Below are 22,210 nucleotides of genomic sequence, written 5' to 3' on the forward strand. Positions count from 1 at the left end.
AGCAAATTAAACGTGCCGCGCCAGCGAGCGCATTAGCGCATTCGACCGGACGATCGGTGGCCGCCGAACGGGTTATCGGAGGTCTCCACCTTCGTGCCGGGTAGTGCGGCCGTCGATTGCTGAATATCTCGATTTCTGCGCGACATGCGGGGTGACGCAGGCTTTACGCAGGTCGGCGACAAACTCGGCTGCGTCGAAGCCCTTGTCGGCGCCCAACGTCAGTTGCCGGGTCGAACCAGGGGAGTGGCGGTGGATCATGTCCAGTGCGGCGCGCCGTTCGGCATGGCCATCGGCCTGCGTCAGGTCTCCTTGCACGATGAGCCCACTCCGGTTTTCCATCAGCGCATGCCCGATGAAGCACAGCATGGCGCCGGTGCCGGACGACTTCTTGTAGAGCCGGGCATCGGGATCGGTGATCGAGGCGTGGGTGGCATTCGAGCGCTTCTCGCCTCGGAAGTCGACCTCAGCATTGCGTTCCTGGTTGGTGGGGCGGGGCATCGGTGCGGTCTCGGGTTCGGTCGGTTCAGGCTGATCTTCGGCGATGGCGTCGGGTCCGGACGGGCCGCCCGGATCGTCATCGGGCGGCGTGTCGCCAGTCTTCGGCTGAAAGCTCTTCATCGAAGCCCAAGCCTTGACCAGCGTGCCATCGACCGAGAAGTGATCGTTCGACAGAAGCGGAGCGACCTCGCGATGGGCCAGGATCGCCGCCATCACCTTACGCGACATGTCGGTCGTCAGCAGCCGGTCGCGGTTCTTGGTGAAGACGGTTGGGACCCAGACAGGATCGTCAATCCCAAGGCCGACGAACCAGCGGAACAAGAGGTTATACTGCATCTGTTCCATCAACTGCCGCTCGGAGCGGACCGAGAACAGGATTTGCAACAGGCTGGCCCGGATCAGCCGTTCCGGCGGGATCGAGGGGCGACCGAAATCGGTGTAAAGCGCCTCGATCTCGGCATCGAGGCTGCCAAGGGCCTCGTTCACCACATGCCTGATCTTCCGCAACGGATGCCGGTCAGGAATGCGCGCCTCCAGGTCCACATAGCTGAACAGCGACCCGCTCGCCTCGTCCGTCCCACGCATCATTCACCCCCGCCAAAGCACGCCGAGGCTGAATCATGTTCTGCCTTCCAGGTCGAGCCCGGACTATTTCAGCAGCCTGTTAGACAGGAGGGACCAACCGGGGCAGGCGGGTCAGAAACCATAGAAGAATGATTCAGGCTTCCTTTCTCATCAAAGAACAGCAATATTTGGAATATTTGAAGGCGCTTTTTTTGAGACTTTTGGGGGCATTTTGAAATATGCCGTTTGGGCGAAACATTGCAGCGTCGGTCTGACGCCTTGGAACCTAAAAAGATCAGGGCCGATGTTGTTATCCTCGGCTGTGGTGTTGCCGGACTGACGGCAGCCTATGAACTGCGCCGAGACGGATACTCGGTGACCATGATCGATCAGGCCGCGCACTGCGGGGGCACGCATATGTCGCGCAACATAGGGCCGTACACGTTTGATGCGGGGAGCATCTTTTTCGAGGTCTGCCACCCGCTGTTTTCGATGTTCGAGGGGGTGAAGGAGAGATGCCCGAAGGTCCGGCGTCGTCAGGGCCGTATCGCGCCGGATGGCCGGGTCTGGCACTATCCCTTTGCGATGCACGAGTTCTCAAAATGGCCTTTGCGCCAACAGGCCCGCGGGATTGCGGATCTTCTGAGAGCCCGGCTGTACCCGCCCAAGCAATCGAACGCCGAAGACTTTTGCCTGTCCCATCTGGGCAAGACGACCTACGAGAGATCTGGCCTGAAGAACTATATCACGCGTTTTCACCAGACCCCCGCGCGAGACATCGACGTTCTTTTTTGCGAGCGACGTATGGGGTTCATTCGTAGGATGGCGCGTGTCTCGGGGCTTTTTGATATGCTTCGGAGGACCTGGATCAAGAGCAAAGCGCCTCCGCCGCCCCGCCCGCCGATGTTGGTGCGGCCGCCAGAGGGGTTTGGCGCGCTCTATGAGGAGATAAAGCAAATACTCGAAAAGCGCGGTGTGCGCTTCGTGATGACCGCGCCGCTGGCCGAGATCCGCAAGGAGATGAATTTCTTCCGGGTCAAGGCCGGTGCCTACGAGGTGGAGGCGCAGCATGTTGTCGGCGCGATGCCGCTGGAGACCATGACAAGGGCGGCGCTAGGGAAGGAGACCGGGCTGGAGAGCATCGATCTTCTGACATTGTTTATCAGCGTCTCGCAGATCCATAAGTTCGACGGAACGGTGCTGTTTAATTTTCACGAGCTGGGACGCTGGAAGCGTCTGACCGTCTATTCGCGCATTTATGGTCATGCCGAGGGGCGGGAGTATTTTGCCGTGGAAATCACCCACCAGAAAAATGAACCAAAGAACGCCGATGCCGCCTTCGCGCAGTTCTGCGAAGACGTGAGAGATTTCGGGCTGTTCTCGGAGGATTTGGCGCTGGAGGGGCATGAGATCATCGAGGACGCATACCCATTGTATCGCAGTGGCTGCTCCGTCAGGGTTGAAGATGCGGTGGCGCAGCTGACTGAATTCGGGATCATCCCGGTCGGGCGTCAGGGCCGTTTTGCCTATCTGCCGATCTCGGCGCAGGTCGTGGAAAGAACACGGGCGACGCTGCAAGCCTCCGCGTTGGGGCGATCGGCCCGCGTGCGCACTGGGCCGCCCGACGTGTGAGTGGTGGCCATCGTAACCGCAGGCATGTGCCGCAGCGTTCACCCCTTTCCAAATGCTTCGTTCGCGTCGGGCCGACGTGGCGGCGCTGGGGTTGAGACATCCTAGGCGGGCACATTGAAAATTAGTGCCGTTTTCGAGTGGTTTTGTTTCAGGGCATATCCGTGACTTGCGTCGGTGTATTTCTGATTTTAGTCAACATCAGTGACCTAAGTTTTCGCGTAGGTGGGGCTTGTTTCTCGTGCGCGCACATCGATGGTCGGGGTGCCGCTTACTGATTTGGTGCGTGGCAGATTCGGGTGATTTTCGCTTGGCACGCCTGCGGACTTCTGCGGGTCTCTGGCAGAGGAAACGGCGAAACATGGAAAATAGGCGCACTGTGGGTGGTCGCGGGTTTCGAAGTAAAGATAAGAGCGAATTAAATAGGTTACACCTTATGGATGTATCTCCACCTGACGAAAATATCGAACCGGATACTTTGCCGCTTGGATGCCAAGCCAACGAACCAAGAGGCTGTTGGGGTGCAGAGCGGCAAACTCCTGAGAGCTTCTGAGGTCGCGAACTTAGGCTCACTGCACAGGCGCTGACAAAGACGACGTCGTGGTGAACCGCACTTGGGCTATATTTTGCGCTGGGACGGTCTGCCGATGTATGGCTGACCTCGCGATATGATTTTTAGTTTATGTGATTTAAAACATATGTTTATGGTAAATATGAAGCAAGACTGCTGCAAGGAAATCCTAGCTTGGTTGCTGCGAATCTGGCACCGCGATGACCCTCCGGTGTGCCAGTTGCACATCTCAAGGATTGGCGTCGGGACGTAGTTTCCCAAGAAGGAAGCCCCGATCGGCTACGATTTCGCGCCACGCCTTTTGCAGGAGTTCTCACGCAGCCCAGAAACGCAATCTACTTCTTGAATTCAATCTTGGCGGGTGTTCCGGGGAAAGATTTGTCCGTGCTGCTTAACCCTTCAGCAGTATTCGCGCGTACATTTTGGATAATATCACGATTAGGGGCTCGGCGCTTTGCGATCATTTCGCCATGTGGTAGCAAAATCAGGATGTGCGTCCTGGTCATTTCGTTTTTTTTGGCCGGTGTTTATGCAGAAAATTGTTCTTGTTCTCCTCTAAGATATTAATTTAACGCCCATTCCTCCGGCGGTTTCACCTGGTCGGAGGACGGCTGCGGCTATTTCTTGCCGAATACCCATCTGTGAGGTCCTGATATCATGCCGACTTTCCCGCGCCGGGCAGCGATTGCGCTGCTCGCATTTCTATCGACGTGCAGCATTGCTGCCGACACGATGCCGGCCGCCGAGCAGCGCGGCCCGCAACTTGCCGCAGCATCGAACTTTGGCCACGGCTGGAACGCTCAGCTTTTTGATCAGGCGATTGCCTTCGGCGTGCGCGATTTCCGGGACATCGTGTACTGGAACTCGGTTGAAACCGAGAAGGGCGACTACGTCTTTGACGAGGGGGCGCTGAATTATCCGCTGGCGATCGAAGCGGCGGGCGCTGGCATGAGCCTGACAGTCAACTGGGGCAATGATCTCTACGATGAGGGCTATACCCCCTACACGCCTGACGGACGGGCCGCGCTCGGTGACTTCGTGGTCGCCACGCTCGATGCCTTTCCTGCCATCGACACGGTCGAGGTGGGCAACGAGTTCAACGGCCAGAATTTCGTCGACGGGCCGATCCGCGATTCCGTACGGGATGACCGGGCGGCCGAGCATTTTGAGTTGCTCAAGGCCGTGTATGGAGCGGTGAAGGCGAAGCGACCGGATGTTGCGGTTCTTGGCGGAGCGACCCATTCGCTGCCCCTGAGCTACCTGTGGTCGCTGATGGATCAGGGAGGCGGCGCCTATATGGATGCCTTGGCGGTGCACCCCTATACCACGGCCCCCGAGCATTTGGTGCGGCAAATCGAGGTGTTTCGGCGCAACGCCGCCAGCCGTGATGTGCCACTTCAGGTCACCGAGTTTGGCGACCCAGATCCGGAGACCGCTCCCGGCTTTCTTGTCCGCATGTACTGTGCAATGGCCCTCGCAGGGGTTACGCGAAGCGTCTGGTATCCGCTGAACGCCCGCGGGGACAGCATGCAGCCGCTGGTTGACGAGAAGACGGGGCAGGCCACCGGCGTTGGCCGGGCTTTCAGCTTTGTGGACGAGAATTTCGTCGGCAAAAAGGTCCGTGACGTGAGCCCCGACCCGTTCACCTACGCTTGCCTCTTCGACGAGCGGAAGCTTGTGATCTGGGGCGAGCCCCGCGACGTCATCCTCGCGTCTGACGCGACGGTCACCGATGTTATGGGTACGAAGATCGGACACGATGGCCTTCGGCTGTCGATGACCAATCCGCTGATCGTAAGTTCGGATGAGCCGATCGAGTTCGGAAGGACATTGAGCCTGTCTAAAAACCGGATCGTTGCCGACAGCTATCATCAGTTCAGCTACCCGGAAGAAGACAAGCGATACGCCAAAGAGGATCCGTTCCGGCGGTTTGTGGAGCGCGGCGACCGCTCGGTGCGGCTCTACGTTATGCCCGGACAGGACGGTCCAGGCACGCCCTGGACACCTTACCTCGGCAACCGTTTCCTGCGCCCCGTGCGCGTGACCGAGGATGCCATCGTGCCAGCGGGCACGAGCGAAGACCCGAAAAACGTGGTGGTGCGCTACCGTGCGGCCGAGGCCGCGGACCTTCAGGTGAAAGCCAAGTGGAACCCAGCGGAGCACAGCACCGACGGCGTAGACCTCACCGTCCGGCTCAACGAGATGCCGCTGCTGGTTCAGACCGGGCTCAAGATCGCACAGGACGTTACTCTGCCGAAGGTCGTGCTGAAGAAGGGCGACCGCTTGGACTTCGTTCTTGGTCCCGGCGGGAACTCTGACGGAGACATCGTGGGGTATCGAATTCAACTGATTAGCAATGATTGAGGCAGGCGCAGCACGCATTTCGCTGGCTTCGTTCGTTTGAACAACACAATTGAGGAGGTGGGCCCATGCGCGTGGCCGTCATACATTATTGGCTCGTCGGAATGAGGGGCGGTGAACGTGTGCTCGAGCAAATTCTCGAGTGTTATCCCCAAGCGGATATCTTCACCCACGTTTTGGATCGCTCGAAAGTCTCGGAGCGGATCCTTCGGCACCGGATCACGGAGAGTCTTGTGGGACGTCTTCCGGGGGCCAAGAAGCACTACAAGAAGTATCTGGGCTTTATGCCCCGCGCCCTCGAGGAGTTCGACCTTTCCGGCTATGATCTGGTTATTTCATCAGAGTCCGGCCCGGCGAAGGGTGTGCTGGCGCCGCCCGGCGCGCTGCATGTGTGCTACTGCCACACGCCGATGCGCTACCTTTATGACCATTACCCGCAATATCGCGATAGTCTCGGGGTGGTGAGCCGATCATATTTCTCGCGCCTCAGCCATACGTTGCGGCAATGGGATCTCGCCTCCGCGGCGCGGGTTGATGCCTTTGTCGCCAATTCGAGCTTCACCGCTTCGCGGGTCGAACGCTTCTGGGGGCGCGACGCGAAAGTTGTGCACCCGCCGGTGGACCTGCAGGCCTATTCACCGGGTACGGGCGCTCCGAAAGACTATTACCTCGCGGTGTCTGAACTCGTGCGCTACAAGCGCATCGATCTTGCGATCGAGGCCTTCCGGGATTTCGGGCGCAAGTTGATCGTTGTAGGGGACGGCGAAGAGCGGGCCGCGCTGATCCGAAATGCGCCGGACAACGTCGAATTCCGCGGTCGGGTCCCAGTTGGAGAGCTCCAGGAACTCTACCGTAACGCCAAGGCGCTGGTGTTCCCCGGCGAAGAGGATTTCGGGATTGTTCCCGTCGAGGCAATGGCCTGTGGCTTGCCGGTCATTGCGCTGCGCGCTGGCGGCGCGCTCGACAGCGTGCAAGAGGGCCGAACCGGTCTTTTCTTTCAGCACGCAACCGTTGAGTCGCTGCACGATGCGATACGGCAGTTTGAAACGCGATGCTTTGACCGCGACGTTGTCGCGGCACGGGCCGAGGATTTTTCGCAGGAAACCTTCCGTCGTAAGTTCCGCGAGGTGATCGATGGACTTCGCTGGAACCGATCTGTGACCCGCGGCAGGCTCGACCGCCCGCTGCTGAATTCGGCGGTCGTGATGGACCGTAGTTCGGCGTTCGCGCCGCGCGAACGCACGGGTCTATAAACATCTTGCCCCGCGGTGTGTGCCGCGGGGCCAGCTTCGGGCGCCGGTTGCCCCTGTGCGATCGGTGGCATGGTGGCCGATTGAGTCCTAAGGCGGCGGCGCGCCCCTTTGCGACATTCCGAAGGTAGGCACCCCGGCCTATTTTTGCGCGACCCTGTCCCCTGTAATCACCAAATTTTCCTATGCTTTAGCTTGCTTCGCTGTGCTGTTCTTCTTCGGGAGGAATGTCGCGGCGCCTGACTGGCCAAGTATGAAAATATACCGCAGGACGTGAGCGTTGGGGATTTCGATTGCTATGGGATATAGGGCAGCCTTTGGCGTGAATGCCTTTTGTCTTTAAGTTTTACAAAAATTCGGGTATTAGCTTTCGGTGGCGTACACGGATGTGGGCGCTACGTATATGAGTGATCGCGTTTGCAGCGCGGAATTTCGGTAAACTATAGAATGTCGGGAGGGTATGCTCTGCGAAAGTTCCCGGAAGACGGTCAGAAAGTTGAGCGCATCAGACGAAAGGCAACTTTCCTTCTGCCTCCGCTGGTTCTGACACAAACCCTGTGCATTTTGTGGGCTCTTCTGAACGGCAGTAACCTTCTGAAGTGGAGCCTTCTTGGATGGCTCGCCGCTGCGCCGATTACGCTATTTTGGGTGTGGTATCTAACTGTGCGAAGCGCGCGGGTCAGCGGCGCTGACCCTGCTGAAACGGGATCAAACAAGGCAAGCAAAAGCTCACCTGCCGCCTCCAAGTTGACCGCTGACAAAGGCAGTGATCGTCTTTAGCAGAATAGACAAATCATTGGCTAAGCTGGCATTTTCTACGTAGTATGTATCAAGACGCACGCGTTCTTCGTAGGAAGTATCTGATCTGCCGCCCACCTGCCACAAGCCGGTCAAACCGGGCTTCACCGAAAGATAATGGTCTTTGAATTGGCCATATCTGCTGAGTTCCTCAAAGATTATGGGGCGCGGGCCGACGAGGCTCATTTCGCCCCGGAGGACGTTGAAAAGCTGGGGCAGCTCATCCAAGCTGGAGCGCCGGAGCATCTGTCCGACCACGCCGAGAATGCGGGGATCCTTTTCCAGCTTGAAGTTTCTTTCCCATTCGTGGCGCAACATTGAATCGCGCGTAAGAGCGCGTTCCAAGATCGCCTCGGAGTCGCGGACCATTGTCCTGAACTTGATGCAGTTGAACGGCTTCCTGTTCTTTCCGATTCGACGATGCAGATAGAAGACCGGCGCCCCATCCGCGCGCCAGACCAGTAGAGCGACAAGGACCAAAAAGGGTGCAAATAGCGCGATGAGGGCGGACGCGAATAGGATGTCCATACCTCGTTTCGCGGCGTCGTAGAACGTACGGCGCCCCGGAACCGTCGTGTCACGGCCAAAGTCGACCTCGCCAGATGATACTTCGAATTCCATTTTCTGAACGCGCGATGCAACGCGAGGCGTTTGCCTATGCATGGTCAATCCCCCTAGGGAATCAAATAATCTTCGAAATATCCCTCATATTCCCACGGTGGGCAGCTTTCGGAAACACATTTGAACCGATTGTACTTCTATCGGCGAAAAGGTGACGCGGATCGTCTATATAGTGGTCGCTGCGACGAATGTGCTCAGTCTTCGGTCGTTGTGGTGGTGAGTGCTGTGTTTGGAATTTTGTAAGAATTCAGGAATGTGATCTTTTCCCTGTGGTGAGTCGCAAAAGTATTTCCGCGGTTAAAATGGTATGCCAAAGGTATGGTGGGAAATGCAGTTAAATTTCAATGCATTTTAAGGTGTAATTTCAGGTCATCATTCGGGCGCGGTGCTGGGCTCTATGTTGGCGACTTCGAATGGCGTTTCTTCCGCGAATGGTGCTTGCCGAATCTTGGTGCAGCTCGGTCGGCCAAAGGATGCCCCAGACAGGTCGGTCGAGCCGGACCGGAGCGGGGGCAAGCGAAACGGCAGGCATCTGCATCACGGTAGCGGTGCTTGCCTTGCGGTGACCAAGACCGTGGTGCGCTGCGTGCAGTGGCGTGATCTGTAACCTTGGGTTGGGTAATACTTTCAGCGTCGGACAAAGCGGGTCACTTGGCGAACTCTGCCGGGTAACACGCTCTGGTCAAAGTACATTAATTCACGGAGTATGGACTTCCTTGGGGCGTCATAGCGTGATGCGGCCGGCTTTCAAAGCCGTCAGACCTGCGCGCTCGCAGCGGCGTTCATACCACCTAGGAGGGACTCCTGCGCTTCTTCCCAGAGGTCAGCGGTCTCTGTCAGAACCCTATCGGCAGTCTCGTGCGGCAGCTTTCCTTTCCAAGCACCGACGACAGACTTGCTGTCGCGCTGGTGTTGGTGTTGCCGTGCCGCAGCAGAAGCGGCGCCGCTCTGGGCCGAACTTTCCCGCCGTATCCTGTCGCTGACCTCGGCCGTGAACTCGAGACCGAGCCAGTCGTAGAGCTGGCTGAAGTACGCCATCGGTTTCAGGCACAGGTCGTCATGTAGGATAAAAACCCAATCGGGGCGGCGGCGCCGAAGATCGAGTGTTGCGGCGGTGAAAAGCTGCCACTGCAGGATGAGATCGGAAATCAGCGTACCGGGAACGCGCCGCCTTTTGGTGACCGCGGCAGCGAGTTCGGGTCGGCCCGCGGGTACCGCATGGCGCAACATCGCCTCGATTTCGCTCTCCCAGCCTAGCGAAAGGTAGCTCGCGACGACGCTGCAGGGGTGGCGGAGCATAACGACCACCTGCGCTGAATATGTGTCGGCGATCCATTCGCTGGAATAAAAGGCGATTGGGTCCTTGATGCAGACCCGGTTCGGCGAGACGAAATCTTTGCGATGGCGCAGCAGCCGGCGGGCGGCGAGTCGGGCCGGGGTGTAACGCTGCGGTGCCGGCCTCCAGCGTTCAGCGACCCCCTGAAAGGCCAAGCTCGCGCGTCGCGGGAGCTGTGCCAGAGCGATCATGTCGTCAATTTCTTGGCGGAAAGGCGGACTGTTGGCATTGGTCAGCGCCATGAATCGTTCGCTCAGCTGTAGGCGGGCGCCAACATCATCATTGAAAGGCTCATAGAGCAGAAACACCGAAGGTGACGCGCCGATAATGTTGCCTGTCCATGTCGTGCCGCTGCGCGGACAGCCGGTGACGAGTATGGGGCGTGCGGAGGGCATCATGCCGCCCGAGACAGCAGGGCCCGGCACACCGGGTTGAGCAGCGCCGCTGCATCTTCGTGCATTTCCGGCGACGGGTAATAGGGGTTGTGGGTCCAGACCTGCGAAAGATCGGGGCGGTCGTTTCCGGTATTCACTGTCGTCGGCTCGCCGGTGAAACGGTCATACAGCGGCTGAGGAGAGCCCCGCTCGGACACGCATTGCACGTAGTGCGCAACCTCTCTGGTGAGTCCGTTCATCATGCCAGCTGTCACCAGTTGCGGGAATTTTCCGAACAAGGCGTTGACGTTGTCGTAGCGTTGCCACCACCAAACAAGCTTGCCGGAATGGTGCAGACCCGGGCGTCGTTTGGAAATCCACAGAAGTACGATTGGCACCTCGATCGCCTCAAAGAACGCCTTGTAATTGGTGATCCAGTTCTGACGGGTTTCGTGCAGGATTTGCCGCATCTCTCGCGGGCCGTGGAACACGCGGATGGCGCGGGCCAGCGGGGCGGGCAAGGCGTGCAGCTCGTTTCTCTCCAGCAGCTTTCGGTAGGCATCATCGGCCGAGATGTGTGTTCCGGTGGCTCGCTCGACCAGATATTCCAAGCCGTTGCTGCGGAACAGGCTGTTGTCTTCGCTCCGACCGGACATGACTTGGATGATCGCGAAGCGGCCCTTGTTGACCACATCGATAAGCGCGCGATGACGCAGATAGAAGCGGGGCCCGGCCCCACCATATCCGAAATTGGCGAACTCGATACCAAGGCTATTCTGCAAGATCTCTGGGAACGGCATCTCGCAGAAGCATCCGAAGGTCTGTGCCGCGCCGAGGCAGGTCGCATAGTCGCCGGGTGTCAATCGGGGAGGCGGGCCGCGAAAGGACAAGCCAGAGCTCGCGTGTTCATACATCTGGTAGTCGACGATGGCGAAGTCGCGGCGCTGATAGCCAGAGAGGTGCTCTTGGTGTGCGGTATCTAAAGAAGCCATCCTGAAATTCCATCCGATCAATAACGTATTGAATTTTTGAAAATTTCTCACGGACCTGTCTCCGGGCACGCAACCTTGGCTCGGCCACAAAGCAGTTCAAGCGGGCGCGGCCCTCCGCCGCCGGCCATGCTGGTGCAGCGTCTTTGCAAGGTCGGAGAGGTCGCCACGTTGCGAAAACCGGGTGTAATAGGCCGCTGCGGCCTCAGAGGCGCTGCGCAGCCGCTCTGGGTGCGAAAGGACCTCCTGCATCAAGTCAGGGTCGAGTGGGAACACGCAGCCCTCATAGCCAGAGGTGAGCCCGTCTTTCGAGGCTTCCGAGGCGAACACCGGCTTGCCGTGGCGCAAAGCGTCCACGAGCTTGATGTTCAGCCCGGTGCCATGCGTCGGCGACAGACATGCCTTCGATTGGGCATAGGTCCTCTGCAACTCTTCAGCGGAAAGGAAATGTAGCAGAGAGATGTTCGGAAACGCCTGAGCCAGCTCTTTTATCTCTGGCCGATCGCAAATAAGACCACAGAACGCGAACCGCAAGTCCCGCAGCTTTTCACCTTGCTTGGCGAAAAGATCGCAGATTCCGGATATATTGATGTGATTGCCTGAAGCGGCGAATAGAAGGTCGAATTTCGTCTCTTCGCACCCGTCTGTTTCGGTGAGTGCATGCATTTCATATTCCGGGATATAGTTTATGTCAGCTTTGGGGAGAATGTTTCGGTAAAAATAAGTTTCATTTGGGGAAATCGTGATGAGAGACTTCACCGTTTCGAAGGCAGCAATCTCATATCGGAGAGCAAGGAGGTTCTTCAAAGAAACCAGAGATGTCCCGGAGGTTTTGGCGCGACGGAAGTAACGCAGATCATGTGTTTCGACGATGGCGTTCTCGGGTTCGAGGCCGTTGATCTGAGCGAGACTGTCTACGTAGTTGACCACATAGAGAATGGCGTCGTGGGTCGCACGCAAATTTTGATAGTTCGGCGTTCTCCAGGGCAGCGCGAGGCGTAGCGTCTTTTGCGCCAGTGAAGGGGCGCAGAGGATGAGGAACTTTTTCAGTTTGCTAAGTATTCTCAATAGAACGGTCTCTGTGTCAGAGACAAGCCTGACACCGGGAAAGCGTGCGGCAAAAGCAGCCTCCTGCTCGGCAGTCCAGGCATCCGTTGGGTGGTTGCTGTAGTGGTAGAGCACGACATTTTCGGACTGTTGGCAGATGAAAGAGAGCTGCCTGAGCGTGCGTTGCTGGCTCCCGTTTGCGCCGCTCATCAGGGCGCCCCAATAGTACACGAGCACCAGAGGTTCGGGTGCGCTTTGCTCGACAAATTTTTCGGTGCCGTCTGCTTGGCTGACATAGACCATGATTTTGGCTTTGCCCTGAAAGGAAATTCTAAAGTTTTTAAGATTTTATTCTATGAGGATAAACCAGAATAATGTGTTCGGCAAAGAGGTGTTGACCCATGCGTGGGATTTTACGTCTTCTTGCTTTGTTTCTGCGCAGGGCTTTCAGAAATTCTGAGAATAGCGTGCGTTGCTCGATGTGTTGCCCAAGGGATAGTCGCGCAGATTGATTGCGCCCCTTCTGTAACGGGTCAGGGTTTATTGGAGATGGATGGGTCTGCCGGTCGGTCACGGAGGCGCGCGCCGGCGGAGGCGACTTCTTCTTCAGGTGCGTTCGTTCTGTCGCTGAAGCTGACCTCCAGTGTATCGCCGGGAAGGATGCTCTCGTCTGGTCCGACCTCGAAGGTCTCGACAGTGCCATCCGACCGGCGTCGGATCGTGTAGACCACTCTGGCCGCGGGCGTTTCCATGTATGAGTTGGTCGCGAGGTCGCCGAGCAGCGTGACCTTTGCCAGCAATGTCTGACGCTTCAGGCCCAGTTGTTTCATCTCGGCGCGCAGCTTGGCGGATTCCTCAAGCAGATCGCGACGACGGTTGGCATTGTCCGTGGTGATCGTCCCGGCAAGATCCGCCCGGCGGGTGCGCGCCTGCGACAGCGCGGCTTCGATATCCAGCACCTGCGCCTGCAGGCTGGCATCGTTGCGATCGAGGCGGGCCATGTCCATGCGGGTGCGCAGGCCGCGTTCGTCGAGTGCCTCTGCCGCCACGCGCTCTTCTTCCTGAATGCGGATCAGGTCCTCCTGAACCTTGCTGCGCTCAAGCAGCAACTCTATCTGCCGCTCAACATTCTGCATTTCTATTTCACGGATCTCGGCAAGTTCGGAGTTCGAGCTCTGTTCGACGTCGAGGATGCTCTGCTCGCGCGATCGAAGATGCTCAAACAGTGCCATGTCCGGGAGGTTGAAGGGCAGGGCTTGCGCTGCGTCGAAGTCTACGGTCTCGCGATCGGCCAACTGCGCTTCAACCCGCGCAATGCGCAAGGCATTGGCCAGCATATCTGTCTCCACAGCGTGTAAGTCGCCGCTGATCTGAACCACTTGCAGTCCGGAGCTGCCGGTTTCAACGCCCGGCGGCAGGGTGCCCCCGGCAAGGCCAGCTGCGGCCCGTGCGGTCAGGCTGGGGGCGAAAGGGAAGCGGCCAGGAGCGTTCACCGTGCCTGAGACAATGATCGGCGCATACTCGATGATCGACACCGAAACCCTTGGCGCCACATGCAGGCCGCTGCGCTCTAGCTCTTCTGTCAGGCTGCTCTGGACCTCGTCGAGACTGAGCCCCTCAGCCGCGACGCCTCCGAGCGGGGGCAGGCGCAGCGCGCCGTCAAGATCGATGCTGCTCTCCCACCGCTCCGGATCGCCGAGGACGCTGATCCGCAATGTGTCGCCTGCGACCAGCTTGTAGCTGTCCGCGCGCGCGGGCAGCGCGAAGGTTGTGGCGGCCAGTCCTGCGGCCAGAAGCAAGCCGACGAGCCGGTGAAGCGTCTGCATCGCGTTCATCCTGCAAAGGCCCTTTGCTTCTGCACTCTTTGCGTCCCGTCGGTGAACTCGCCGATACGATTGGCATCGACGCCGGTCATCACGGTGCCATGTGGCACGACTCCAAGTTCGGCGAGCTGCGCCAGCCCCTGCCGGACTGTGCTCGATGAGGTGCTGTCCCATTGCACAAGGTAGATCAGGGCATCGCCGGCGCGGGCGATCACGCGTGCGTCGGGCGTGCTCAGGATCGCAGGCGCATCGATCACCACGAGATCATAGCTTTGGTGCAGCTGTTCGATGATCGCGCGGAACCGTCCGGGGGGCAGGAGGTCGGAAATATGCGGCGCCGGGTCGAGCACCGGGAGGCAATCGAAGCCAACGGTGGGATCCGAAATGATCGCGGCCTCAAGCTTTGCATCGCCGCGCAGCACAGATACCAGATCGTTGCTGCCCATCCAGCCGAAGGACGAAGACAGCCGCGCGTAGCGGAAATCGCAATCGACGAAGATCACACGCTTGCCCATGATGGCGTTCATATGGGCCAGAGTAAGAGCCGTCTGGGTTTTGCCTTCGCCGGGCAGCGAAGAGGTGATGACAATGCTCCGCGGGGGATCGGAAGAGGCAAACATAAGAGTGGTGCGCAGTTGCCGGACGCCTTCGCCGAAGGGGCCCTTGGCGGCCTCTCTGAGTTGCGCCAGCGTCGCGGGTGTCTTGGCGCGCCAACGGCCACGGGGCCGACCAGATAGCACCGCAAGCACCGGCACACCGGTTTCACGGGCCAGTTGCTGCGGCGAGCGAAGGCCTTTGAAACTGAGTTCCAGAACCAGCACAAGACCAAGCCCGAGGCTCGCCCCGGCGACAATGGCAGCCATGATGAGCAGCTTTGACCGTGGGTAGGTCGGCAATCCCGGCGGCAGGGCGCTTTCGATAACTTTCGCCTCGGCCTGCGCCAGCGCCTCATGCGCGCGGGTTTCCTTGAGGCGTGAGAGCATGTTCTCGTAGACACTGCGCAGCGCATTTGACTCTCGCTCAAGATCAAGCAGGTCCATAGAGGTGCGGGAAATCGACGAAACGCGCTCTTCTAGGGCCAGCACATCCGAGGAGATCGACTGCTCGCGCACTGCCGCAACCTGCACTTCCTGCTCGAGGCTCTTGATGATCTTGCCAACTTCAGAGTTGAGGTCTTCTTCAGCGCGCCCAATTTCTGCGTTGATGCGCATCATCTGCGGGTGGTCTGGCTGGAAGCGCGTGGCTAACTCCGCCCGTTCGCGCAGGAGGTGGGCGAGATCCTCTCGCAAGGCGTTTACAAGCTGCGACGTCAAGACCTCATTCGCGGCGGCGGCGCCTTTGACAGTCACCAAGTCGCTGATCTGAGTGTAGCGTGCCTCTGCCGCTGCCTTATCGGCGCGGGCGACGGCAAGTTGCGAGGACATGGCGGCCAGCTGTTGCTGGGCGGATTCGATGCTGCCGCCATCGGCGATCAGCTTCTTCGCCCGGTGGGTTTCCAAGGCATCTTCGGCCAAGGCCACCTGATTACGCAGGTCATCCACCCGCGTTTCTAGCCATCGGTTCGCCCGGCGCGTCCCCTCGATGCGCTCTTCGAGCTGGCTTGCGATATACTGATCCGCGATGGTGTTGACGAGTTTTGCGACCAACTCGCTGTTCTCGGCCTGGGCCGAGATCGAGATCACATAGGACTTCCCCTGCTGGTTCACCGCAACATATTTACGGACCTGCCCGACAAGGCGGCGGTAGATGCTGTCGTTCTTGTTTTTTTCGTTCAGCGGCAGGCTGTCCTGCGTCTCACCAAGCGCGGGATCGGTCTCTTCGATGGTGGCTGCCGGCTCGTTCCCTTCGAGAAAGCGCGTGGCCCACTGGAAGCCGTTGTCGAGCCGCGTGGTCCATTGCGGCTCTTCCTCTCTCAAGGGGTCGAATTCGCGAAGGTTCTCCTTGCCGATCTCGCGCAGTGCTTTCTCTAGCAGCACGCTCGATTGAATCAGCGCGACCTCGCTTTCGATGACCGGGTTGCTGAGGTCAAGATCTGACACAACCTCCTGCGAGGTGACGACACGGGTATCTCGTGGGTTCAACATGACTTTTGCAGTCGCGGAATATCGCGGCGTTGCGAGGCTAACTCCGATGGCGACAAGGATCCCGAGAACCGCGGCACATCCGAAGACAATCCACTTGCGGCGCCAAACGCTTCGGAAGATCTCGAAAATATCGATCGTATCGGTGTCGTCATTCGCGGGCGTCCTGGCGCCGCTGAACCCCTCACCGAACTGATTTCCAGAATTATTCGTGTTCATCGCACCAGTCTGCTGAAACTGAATGTAAATAAAAATGAATGGGAAGATAAAATTTTTACCAAATCAGTCGGAATAAACGTGCCGGATTTCCGGCTCCCAAATCCCCCATACGACTCGCGCCGCAGGCGTTTGGAAAATCTGAGGGGGTTCGGCGTTAAGGTCATTGAGTATATGTAAGTTACATATACTTTTTAGGTTATCACGATTCGTAGCAGAGCGTCGACAGGAAACGGGAAGGGAGGGGGCGCTGCTTGTGGTTGCCTATTTTCGTGGCAATTCACCGAGGTCTGATCGCAGATATTTCGCCTTCGCTCACCGAGATACCCAGCAGCTCGGCGACGAGACCGTAACCAATGCTGCAATCTTATGCGACGGCTGTCAGGGACTAGACTGGATTGCCCTGTGGTCGACAATCTTCTCGCTGGTTCTTGCGTAGGCGTATTATCTTTCTCGAAAGTTAATTGCTGGAATTTGCGTTCCGAGAGGCCGCCAATGGCCACAATCATAGCGATCATTGCCGCCCGAGTGTTCGCAAAATTGTTTCATGTAGAAAATTTTCATTCCCAAGACGTTGAGGTGATCATGGGTATCCAAGCCCGTCATTTTCCGAAGTGCGGCGCTGCCGTCCGCTCGGGTCACTTGCCATCCGTTCGCGCGCCCACCGTCCGGAGGACGGAACGATGAGGGAAATGACAAAAAGTCTCTTGGGTGAAGTGGTCAGCTCGGTCGATCCGCAGTGCCGGTACGATCGGGCGGTTTTCGTTCTGGCGCACATGCGTTGCGGCTCCACAGCTTTGTCCAATATCTTGTGTAGCCGGCCTGAGATCAGCGGCTACGGCGAGGCTCATATCGCCTACCGCGACAGCGCGGACCTTGGCCGACTGGTGGTCAATCAGGCGCTGCGCCGCGCCTGGAAACCGGGGGCGCGGTACATGTTAGATAAGCTGTTGCATTCGCGCCATGACGCAGCGATCCCAAGCGAGTTCTTCCGGTCGAGGGCGGTGTTCCTGTGTCGGCGTCCGGAATGGACAGTGCCGTCGATCCGCAGGTTGTTCACTGCGCTTGGCAAGGACGAGTATGCAACGGATGCGCAAGCGGCAGAGTATTACGTCGAACGGGTCACCCGCCTCACGCAGCTTTGGGGCAAATTTTCCCCAGACCACCGCGTTGGCCTGACGCACGAGCAACTGATCGGCGAGACCGACCTCTGTCTTGAACGTATCTCGGCGCTGCTTCGGCTCGATCCGCCTTTAAAGAATGCTTATCGCGGGCACGCGGCGGCGGTCCGCGGCGGAGGCGGGGATCCGACGATCTCGGCGAAGCGGACGAAGATCGAGGTGGGCCAGATGCCAGCCAGCCCGCCGCCGATGGATCTGCCGTCCGACCTTCTTCGGCGCGCCAATACCGCATATGAGAGATTCGTCGCCACCGTCGCCAAGCGCGCAACTCCGCGCTAGCCGGAGAAAACCCGCAGGTCCAAGGCTTTGCGCCGCACTGCGATCGCTAGAACCGCAAGACTGGCGAGCGCGGACAGGCATAGCCCGATGATCAGTGCGGTCATGTCTGTGCGGATTTCCGCCTTGACCGCGCCATGTATGACCGCTGCGACCAGCAAGTAGGCGAGAACGAAAGCGGTGGCATGCAGCAGGGCTTTGACGACGGGCCAAGCCGAGACACCGCCGTAGCGCGAAATGAGCCAGAACCCGGCGCAACTTGAGCAGAAGGCGATCGCCGCGCCGGTCCATGCGAGCACCTCCGTGCCGAACCCGGCGGTCAGCGGGATCGCGGCGACCTGTGCGGCGGTCCAGAAGGCGGAGTGCAGAAGTACGGCGCGGGTATGGCCGGACGACGCAAGAACCGGCTCGACGTAGGAGTCACCAAGGCTCAGCATGGCGCGCACCGCGAAGGCATAGGTGACCATCAGCGCGCCCGCATATTCGGGGCGGAAGGCAAGTTCTACAACGTCGCTTCCGAACACGATGATGGTGCCCGCGACGCATCCGATCAGGATGAGCGTTGCCGACCCGAAGCGCCGGACCAACGGCCCGAAAGCGGCGTCATTGCGGTGGGCTGCGCCGAATTGCGCGACGGCAAAGCTGCGCATGGGCTGGCCCACGATGTCGACGGCACCGGTCGCGATCCGGTTGCCGAAGCGATAGAGGCCGACCTCCGTGGTGGTAAAGAGCAGGCCAAGGGCAAGATCGGCGCCGTAGGTCGAGGCAAAGTGGAACACCCGCGTGCCGAAGAGCCCGTAGGAGTAGCGGATCGCGTCGCGTGCGATCTCGGGGGACAAAGTCAATGTCGGTCGAACTCTGCTGAAGAGAACATAGAGGACCGCGCCGGACAGTGCTCGGGCTGCACGGTAAACCACGAGAGCATAGACCGATTGCCACATCACGAGGATCGCGATGCCGAGTACCAGCGCGATGAGATTCTGTGCGATCATGATGTTGAAGTGGAGTTTCATGCGATTTTGCCGCATGAGCACGGCCGAGCACCACGCGGTTAGCCCGACAATAATTTGTATCAACGCGAGCCAGCGCAACACCGGCGCTAGATCAGCGGCGTTGAAAATCTGAGAAAGAAATGGCGCGCCAACGAAGAGCAGGCCGGAACCGGTGGCGGCGAGCGCGAGGATCAGCCAGAAACAGGTGTCGGTAACCTCCCTGTCGTCGCCCTTTGTACGGACGACATAATGGAAAAAGCCGGTGAAGATAAGTAGCTGGAGGAAGGCGACGAAGATGACCGCAAGCGCGTAAACGCCGTATTCACCGGGCGTGAGATAGCGCGCTGCCAAGAGCGTGACGATGAGCGTGGTGATCTGCTGCAAGGACCGGGCGAGGAATGCGAAAGCCGCCAGCCACACGCGCTGCAAGCCTTGCTGCCATTTTGCTCTGCCCTCCTGAGGGAAGGTCATGATCTCTCCATCGAATGATCGGGTACTGCCGTGGACTTCGCCCGAATTCCGTCCGGCCTCTGCCGTGCTGAAAGGCGCGCTCGAGCTGGGTTGCGCAGCGGCAGGCTTTACGCTTCGAGTATTTTATAAGTTGCTGAATGTAAGGTGAAATCGCACCCGCGAGACTTTAAGAAAAATCTTAACATACCAATGCAGATCGCAGGTCGAAGGTGGCAGATCTTTCATGGGCAAGACAAGCCCCTCGCAGATACTTGAAATGGCCTTGGCAACAATTGTTCGCACATGAGGCCGAAAATAAAGTAAGTTATTAAAGGGGTATAGGCGCTCTCGGTCCGGGATATTCTTTGCGCAGCAAGAGTCCGCTCGCGGCGCATAGTGCAAAAAAGTTTGGCGCACACGCCGCAGCCTGAAGATTGATATTAACCGGCATGGCTGCGGAAATTTCAGTCGCTCCGTCCACCAGAATCCATTTTCGGGCGGTTTCATCTAGCCCCCCAAATACGATTCGGGCATCCTTGGGTCAACGGGTTTTCAAAGACATTTTTCAGGGGCCGGGCGCGACTTACGGCCATATATTCGATTCTGGAGCACGGTCTTGCAGTTTGTTCCGACGACGCTGATTGCCGTCATTGCAACCTTGATTGTGATGAGCCGCGGGCCGGTTCGCGGCCTGTGGGCGTTTTTCGCACTCATGCCGCTCGGGGCGGCCGCGGCGCTGAACCTCCCAGCCTTGGGTGGCGCGTCAATCGTGCTGGCTGACGCGGTTGCGTTTTCGCTGTTTCTTGTCCTGATGCTTCAGAAGGGGGCGACGGCGCGTCTGCTTGCGACCATGCGGGTGCCCTCACCTGGGTTCATGATGCTCGTCCTGTTCCTCTATGCGACCTTCGCGACGATTTTCTTTCCCCGCTTCTTCACCGATGTGATCGATGTGTTCGGGATCGCACGGATCGAAGGGCAGATCGGGATTATTACGGTGCCGTTGCGGCCATCGACCGGCAACATTACGCAACTCTTGCGCTTTTCCCTCGGTGCCATGATCTTCTTTACGCTGGCGACGGCGTTTCGCCGGACGCCGGACGCGCACGCCGTTGTTGTGGCGCTGGCCGCCGACGTGGTTGTGCATGTTACGCTCGGCGTTGCCGAGGTGGCGAGTTTCAATCTCGGCGCGGCGCACGTCTTCGACATCATCCGCACGGCCAACTACGGGATGGCGACGAACCAGGTCTTGGCGGGCATGAAGCGCATGATCGGCGGGTTCCCGGAAGCCTCTGCCTTCGGCTATCACACGATGGGCCTTTTCGGGTTCTGGCTGCAATATTGGTACGACCGGGGCGAATATATATACGCGCGCTGGATGTTGCTCGGCACTCTTGTGGTACTGATCCTATCGACGTCCACGTCCGCCTATGTCGGCGCGGTCGTCTTCTTATGTGCCTTTGCAGTGACGAACTACAGCCGTGTCCGGACACGCGACATTAGCAAGCACGTCGCGTGGATCCTTGCGGGGATCGTGGCGTTCCTGCCTCTAGCAATCGCTGCCATCGTCGTCGCCTACCAGATCATCCCCGAGGTCACGGCGTATTTCGACCGTATGCTGTTCAACAAGCTTTCTTCGGATTCCGGCGTTGAGCGTATGAGCTGGAACCGGCAAGCGTTTCAGAACTTCCTAGAGACCGGGATGATCGGCGCAGGTCTGGGAAGCATCCGGGCGTCCAGTTGGATTGTCGCCTGCCTCGCAAGCCTTGGTGCGGTCGGCACCCTGTTATTCTTCAGTTTCCTGATTTCTTTGGCCCGCGCCCCGGTGCCAGCGGAGCGCAGCGAGACGGCGATCGTCGTGCGGGCCCTGAAGATGGGCTGCCTTGCCCTGCTGATGCGCGCAATGATCACAAAGTCGACGCCCAATCTGGACCTCGCGTTCTTTGCGATGGCGGGATTGGTGGCCGGTATCTCGGCTGGCGCGTTCCGGAACCGGCGGGCCATTGATCCGCGACGGAGATTGGCATTGCGCGACGCGGCAGTTTCTTTGGGATGAGGTGAACCACCATGAAAGGCATTTCGGTCAACGGAAAGTTCATCGGTGCACCGCTCAACGGCGTGCACCGCACGGCGGCGCTCTACGCGGGGGCCTTGCTTTCGCATCCTGAACGCGGGGCGGATGTTGAGGTTGTCTCGCCCCGCAGGCTCCCGGAGGATCCGGTGTTCGTCGAGCTTTCACCGCGGGTTCTTGCAAGTGCGGCAGGTTCCGGCCAGGGCTGGGAAATGCTCGCACTGCCCTATGACACCCGGCGGCGTATGCTGGTGAACTTCTGCAATCTCGCGCCGGTGGCTCACCCCGATTTTGTGGTGATGATCCACGACGCGCAGACCTTTCTATACCCGCAGGACTACACCGGACGGCAGGCCAAGGCCTATCGCCTGCTGCTGCCGCTGATCGCGCGGCGGGCACGTCGCGTCCTCACCGTGTCGGAGTTTTCCCGGCAGTCGCTCGCGCAGCATGGCGTCGCGCCGGAAGAGAAAATATCGGTCGTGCACAATGGCGCGGATCATCTGCTGCACACGGCGGCGGACAAAGGCGTGATCGCGCGTCATGGGCTGACCTCTGGCGGCTACGCACTCGCGCTTGGCTCGACCAAATCCTACAAGAACATTGCGCGCCTCTTCGAGGCCTTCGATCATCCCGATCTCGCCGATCTGCCGCTGGTGATTGCTGGTGGCCCGCCGGAAGCGGCCTATCGGCGGGCCGGGGGCCGCCCACCCCCTTCGGTGCGGTTTCTGGGGCATGTCACCGACGAGGAGTTGCGCGGGCTCTACAGCGATGCGGCGATGTTTCTGTTCCCGTCCAAGACCGAAGGCTTCGGCCTGCCACCGCTTGAGGCGATGACCTGCGACTGCGCGGTGATCGCCGCGGCGGCCGGTGCAATGCCGGAGGTCTGCGGCGACGGAGCGATGCTGGTTGATCCCGAGGACACCGAGGCGTGGCGCGAAGCGATCCTACGTTTCCGGGCGCCAGAGGCGCGGCGTGCGTTTGCGCCCACCGCGGCTGAGCGCGTGCGCCTGTTCACGTGGCAAAGGGCGGGTGCACGCCTGTGGGACATCGTCGGAGAATTGGCCGGGTAAGGGGGGGCGACATGG

Annotated in this window: 13 protein-coding genes and 1 pseudogene; 6 read left to right on the top strand and 8 right to left on the bottom strand. The window is 59.1% G+C overall.

Annotated features, from left to right (window positions below; genetic code table 11):
• Positions 1-87 precede the first annotated feature (87 nt).
• A pseudogene (locus tag ACXAJT_RS26040) lies at positions 88-1,083 on the bottom strand (IS5 family transposase); the annotation flags it as partial.
• A 258-nt stretch (positions 1,084-1,341) separates the two neighbouring features.
• Here ACXAJT_RS26040 and ACXAJT_RS26045 point away from each other — a divergent pair.
• From ACXAJT_RS26045 to ACXAJT_RS26055, 3 genes are all read left to right on the top strand, one after another.
• Positions 1,342-2,694 carry an FAD-dependent oxidoreductase gene (locus ACXAJT_RS26045; protein WP_475241455.1) on the top strand — a complete coding sequence of 451 codons (1,353 nt, stop codon included), beginning with the start codon at positions 1,342-1,344 and terminating at the stop codon, positions 2,692-2,694.
• 1,225 nt (positions 2,695-3,919) lie between these two features.
• Positions 3,920-5,626 (top strand): hypothetical protein, encoded by a 1,707-nt coding sequence (locus ACXAJT_RS26050; protein ID WP_475241457.1) that lies wholly within the window; start codon positions 3,920-3,922, stop codon positions 5,624-5,626.
• 65 nt (positions 5,627-5,691) lie between these two features.
• On the top strand, positions 5,692-6,876 hold the full coding sequence (locus tag ACXAJT_RS26055; RefSeq protein ID WP_475241459.1) for a glycosyltransferase: 1,185 nt from the start codon (positions 5,692-5,694) through the stop codon (positions 6,874-6,876).
• A gap of 726 nt (positions 6,877-7,602) precedes the next feature.
• On the opposite strand, the gene ACXAJT_RS26060 is transcribed toward ACXAJT_RS26055, so the two are convergent.
• From ACXAJT_RS26060 to ACXAJT_RS26085, 6 genes are all read right to left on the bottom strand, one after another.
• A complete protein-coding gene (locus ACXAJT_RS26060; protein ID WP_475241461.1) occupies positions 7,603-8,292 on the bottom strand; it encodes a sugar transferase in 690 nt (229 codons plus the stop codon).
• 756 nt (positions 8,293-9,048) lie between these two features.
• Positions 9,049-10,023, bottom strand: a complete 975-nt coding sequence (locus tag ACXAJT_RS26065; RefSeq protein ID WP_475241463.1) for a sulfotransferase family protein — start codon at positions 10,021-10,023, stop codon at positions 9,049-9,051.
• Positions 10,023-11,045 carry a DUF6473 family protein gene (locus ACXAJT_RS26070; protein ID WP_475241466.1) on the bottom strand — a complete coding sequence of 341 codons (1,023 nt, stop codon included), beginning with the start codon at positions 11,043-11,045 and terminating at the stop codon, positions 10,023-10,025. Before ACXAJT_RS26070 ends, ACXAJT_RS26065 begins: the two co-directional genes overlap by 1 nt.
• A gap of 45 nt (positions 11,046-11,090) precedes the next feature.
• Positions 11,091-12,341, bottom strand: coding sequence for a glycosyltransferase (locus ACXAJT_RS26075; RefSeq protein ID WP_475241469.1), 1,251 nt, complete (start codon positions 12,339-12,341; stop codon positions 11,091-11,093).
• A gap of 230 nt (positions 12,342-12,571) precedes the next feature.
• Positions 12,572-13,864 (bottom strand): polysaccharide biosynthesis/export family protein, encoded by a 1,293-nt coding sequence (locus ACXAJT_RS26080; protein ID WP_475241471.1) that lies wholly within the window; start codon positions 13,862-13,864, stop codon positions 12,572-12,574.
• A gap of 5 nt (positions 13,865-13,869) precedes the next feature.
• On the bottom strand, positions 13,870-16,161 hold the full coding sequence (locus tag ACXAJT_RS26085) for a GumC family protein (protein WP_475241473.1): 2,292 nt from the start codon (positions 16,159-16,161) through the stop codon (positions 13,870-13,872).
• 680 nt (positions 16,162-16,841) lie between these two features.
• Here ACXAJT_RS26085 and ACXAJT_RS26090 point away from each other — a divergent pair.
• Positions 16,842-17,618: a sulfotransferase family protein gene (locus tag ACXAJT_RS26090; protein WP_475241476.1), complete on the top strand. Its 777-nt coding sequence runs from the start codon at positions 16,842-16,844 to the stop codon at positions 17,616-17,618.
• Here ACXAJT_RS26090 and ACXAJT_RS26095 read toward each other — a convergent pair.
• On the bottom strand, positions 17,615-19,078 hold the full coding sequence (locus ACXAJT_RS26095; protein WP_475241479.1) for an oligosaccharide flippase family protein: 1,464 nt from the start codon (positions 19,076-19,078) through the stop codon (positions 17,615-17,617). The two genes, ACXAJT_RS26090 and ACXAJT_RS26095, sit on opposite strands and share 4 nt — an antisense overlap.
• A 595-nt stretch (positions 19,079-19,673) precedes the next feature.
• On the opposite strand from ACXAJT_RS26095, the gene ACXAJT_RS26100 reads away from it, so the two are divergent.
• Positions 19,674-21,110, top strand: coding sequence for a hypothetical protein (locus tag ACXAJT_RS26100; protein ID WP_475241483.1), 1,437 nt, complete (start codon positions 19,674-19,676; stop codon positions 21,108-21,110).
• An 11-nt stretch (positions 21,111-21,121) separates the two neighbouring features.
• On the top strand, positions 21,122-22,195 hold the full coding sequence (locus tag ACXAJT_RS26105; protein ID WP_475241486.1) for a glycosyltransferase family 4 protein: 1,074 nt from the start codon (positions 21,122-21,124) through the stop codon (positions 22,193-22,195).
• Positions 22,196-22,210: the final 15 nt, after the last annotated feature.

Source organism: Salipiger sp. ABF4_146, assembly GCF_056161345.1.

Excerpts from the sequence above, each read along its gene's own strand:
- ACXAJT_RS26055 (WP_475241459.1), top strand. The coding sequence starts at position 5,692 with ATGCGCGTGGCCGTCATACATTATTGGCTCGTCGGAATGAGGGGCGGT.
- ACXAJT_RS26050 (WP_475241457.1), top strand. The coding sequence starts at position 3,920 with ATGCCGACTTTCCCGCGCCGGGCAGCGATTGCGCTGCTCGCATTTCTA.
- ACXAJT_RS26085 (WP_475241473.1), bottom strand. The coding sequence starts at position 16,161 with ATGAACACGAATAATTCTGGAAATCAGTTCGGTGAGGGGTTCAGCGGC.
- ACXAJT_RS26080 (WP_475241471.1), bottom strand. The coding sequence starts at position 13,864 with ATGCAGACGCTTCACCGGCTCGTCGGCTTGCTTCTGGCCGCAGGACTG.
- ACXAJT_RS26075 (WP_475241469.1), bottom strand. The coding sequence starts at position 12,341 with ATGGTCTATGTCAGCCAAGCAGACGGCACCGAAAAATTTGTCGAGCAA.
- ACXAJT_RS26060 (WP_475241461.1), bottom strand. The coding sequence starts at position 8,292 with ATGGAATTCGAAGTATCATCTGGCGAGGTCGACTTTGGCCGTGACACG.
- ACXAJT_RS26090 (WP_475241476.1), top strand. The coding sequence starts at position 16,842 with ATGAGGGAAATGACAAAAAGTCTCTTGGGTGAAGTGGTCAGCTCGGTC.
- ACXAJT_RS26095 (WP_475241479.1), bottom strand. The coding sequence starts at position 19,078 with ATGACCTTCCCTCAGGAGGGCAGAGCAAAATGGCAGCAAGGCTTGCAG.
- ACXAJT_RS26105 (WP_475241486.1), top strand. The coding sequence starts at position 21,122 with ATGAAAGGCATTTCGGTCAACGGAAAGTTCATCGGTGCACCGCTCAAC.
- ACXAJT_RS26065 (WP_475241463.1), bottom strand. The coding sequence starts at position 10,023 with ATGCCCTCCGCACGCCCCATACTCGTCACCGGCTGTCCGCGCAGCGGC.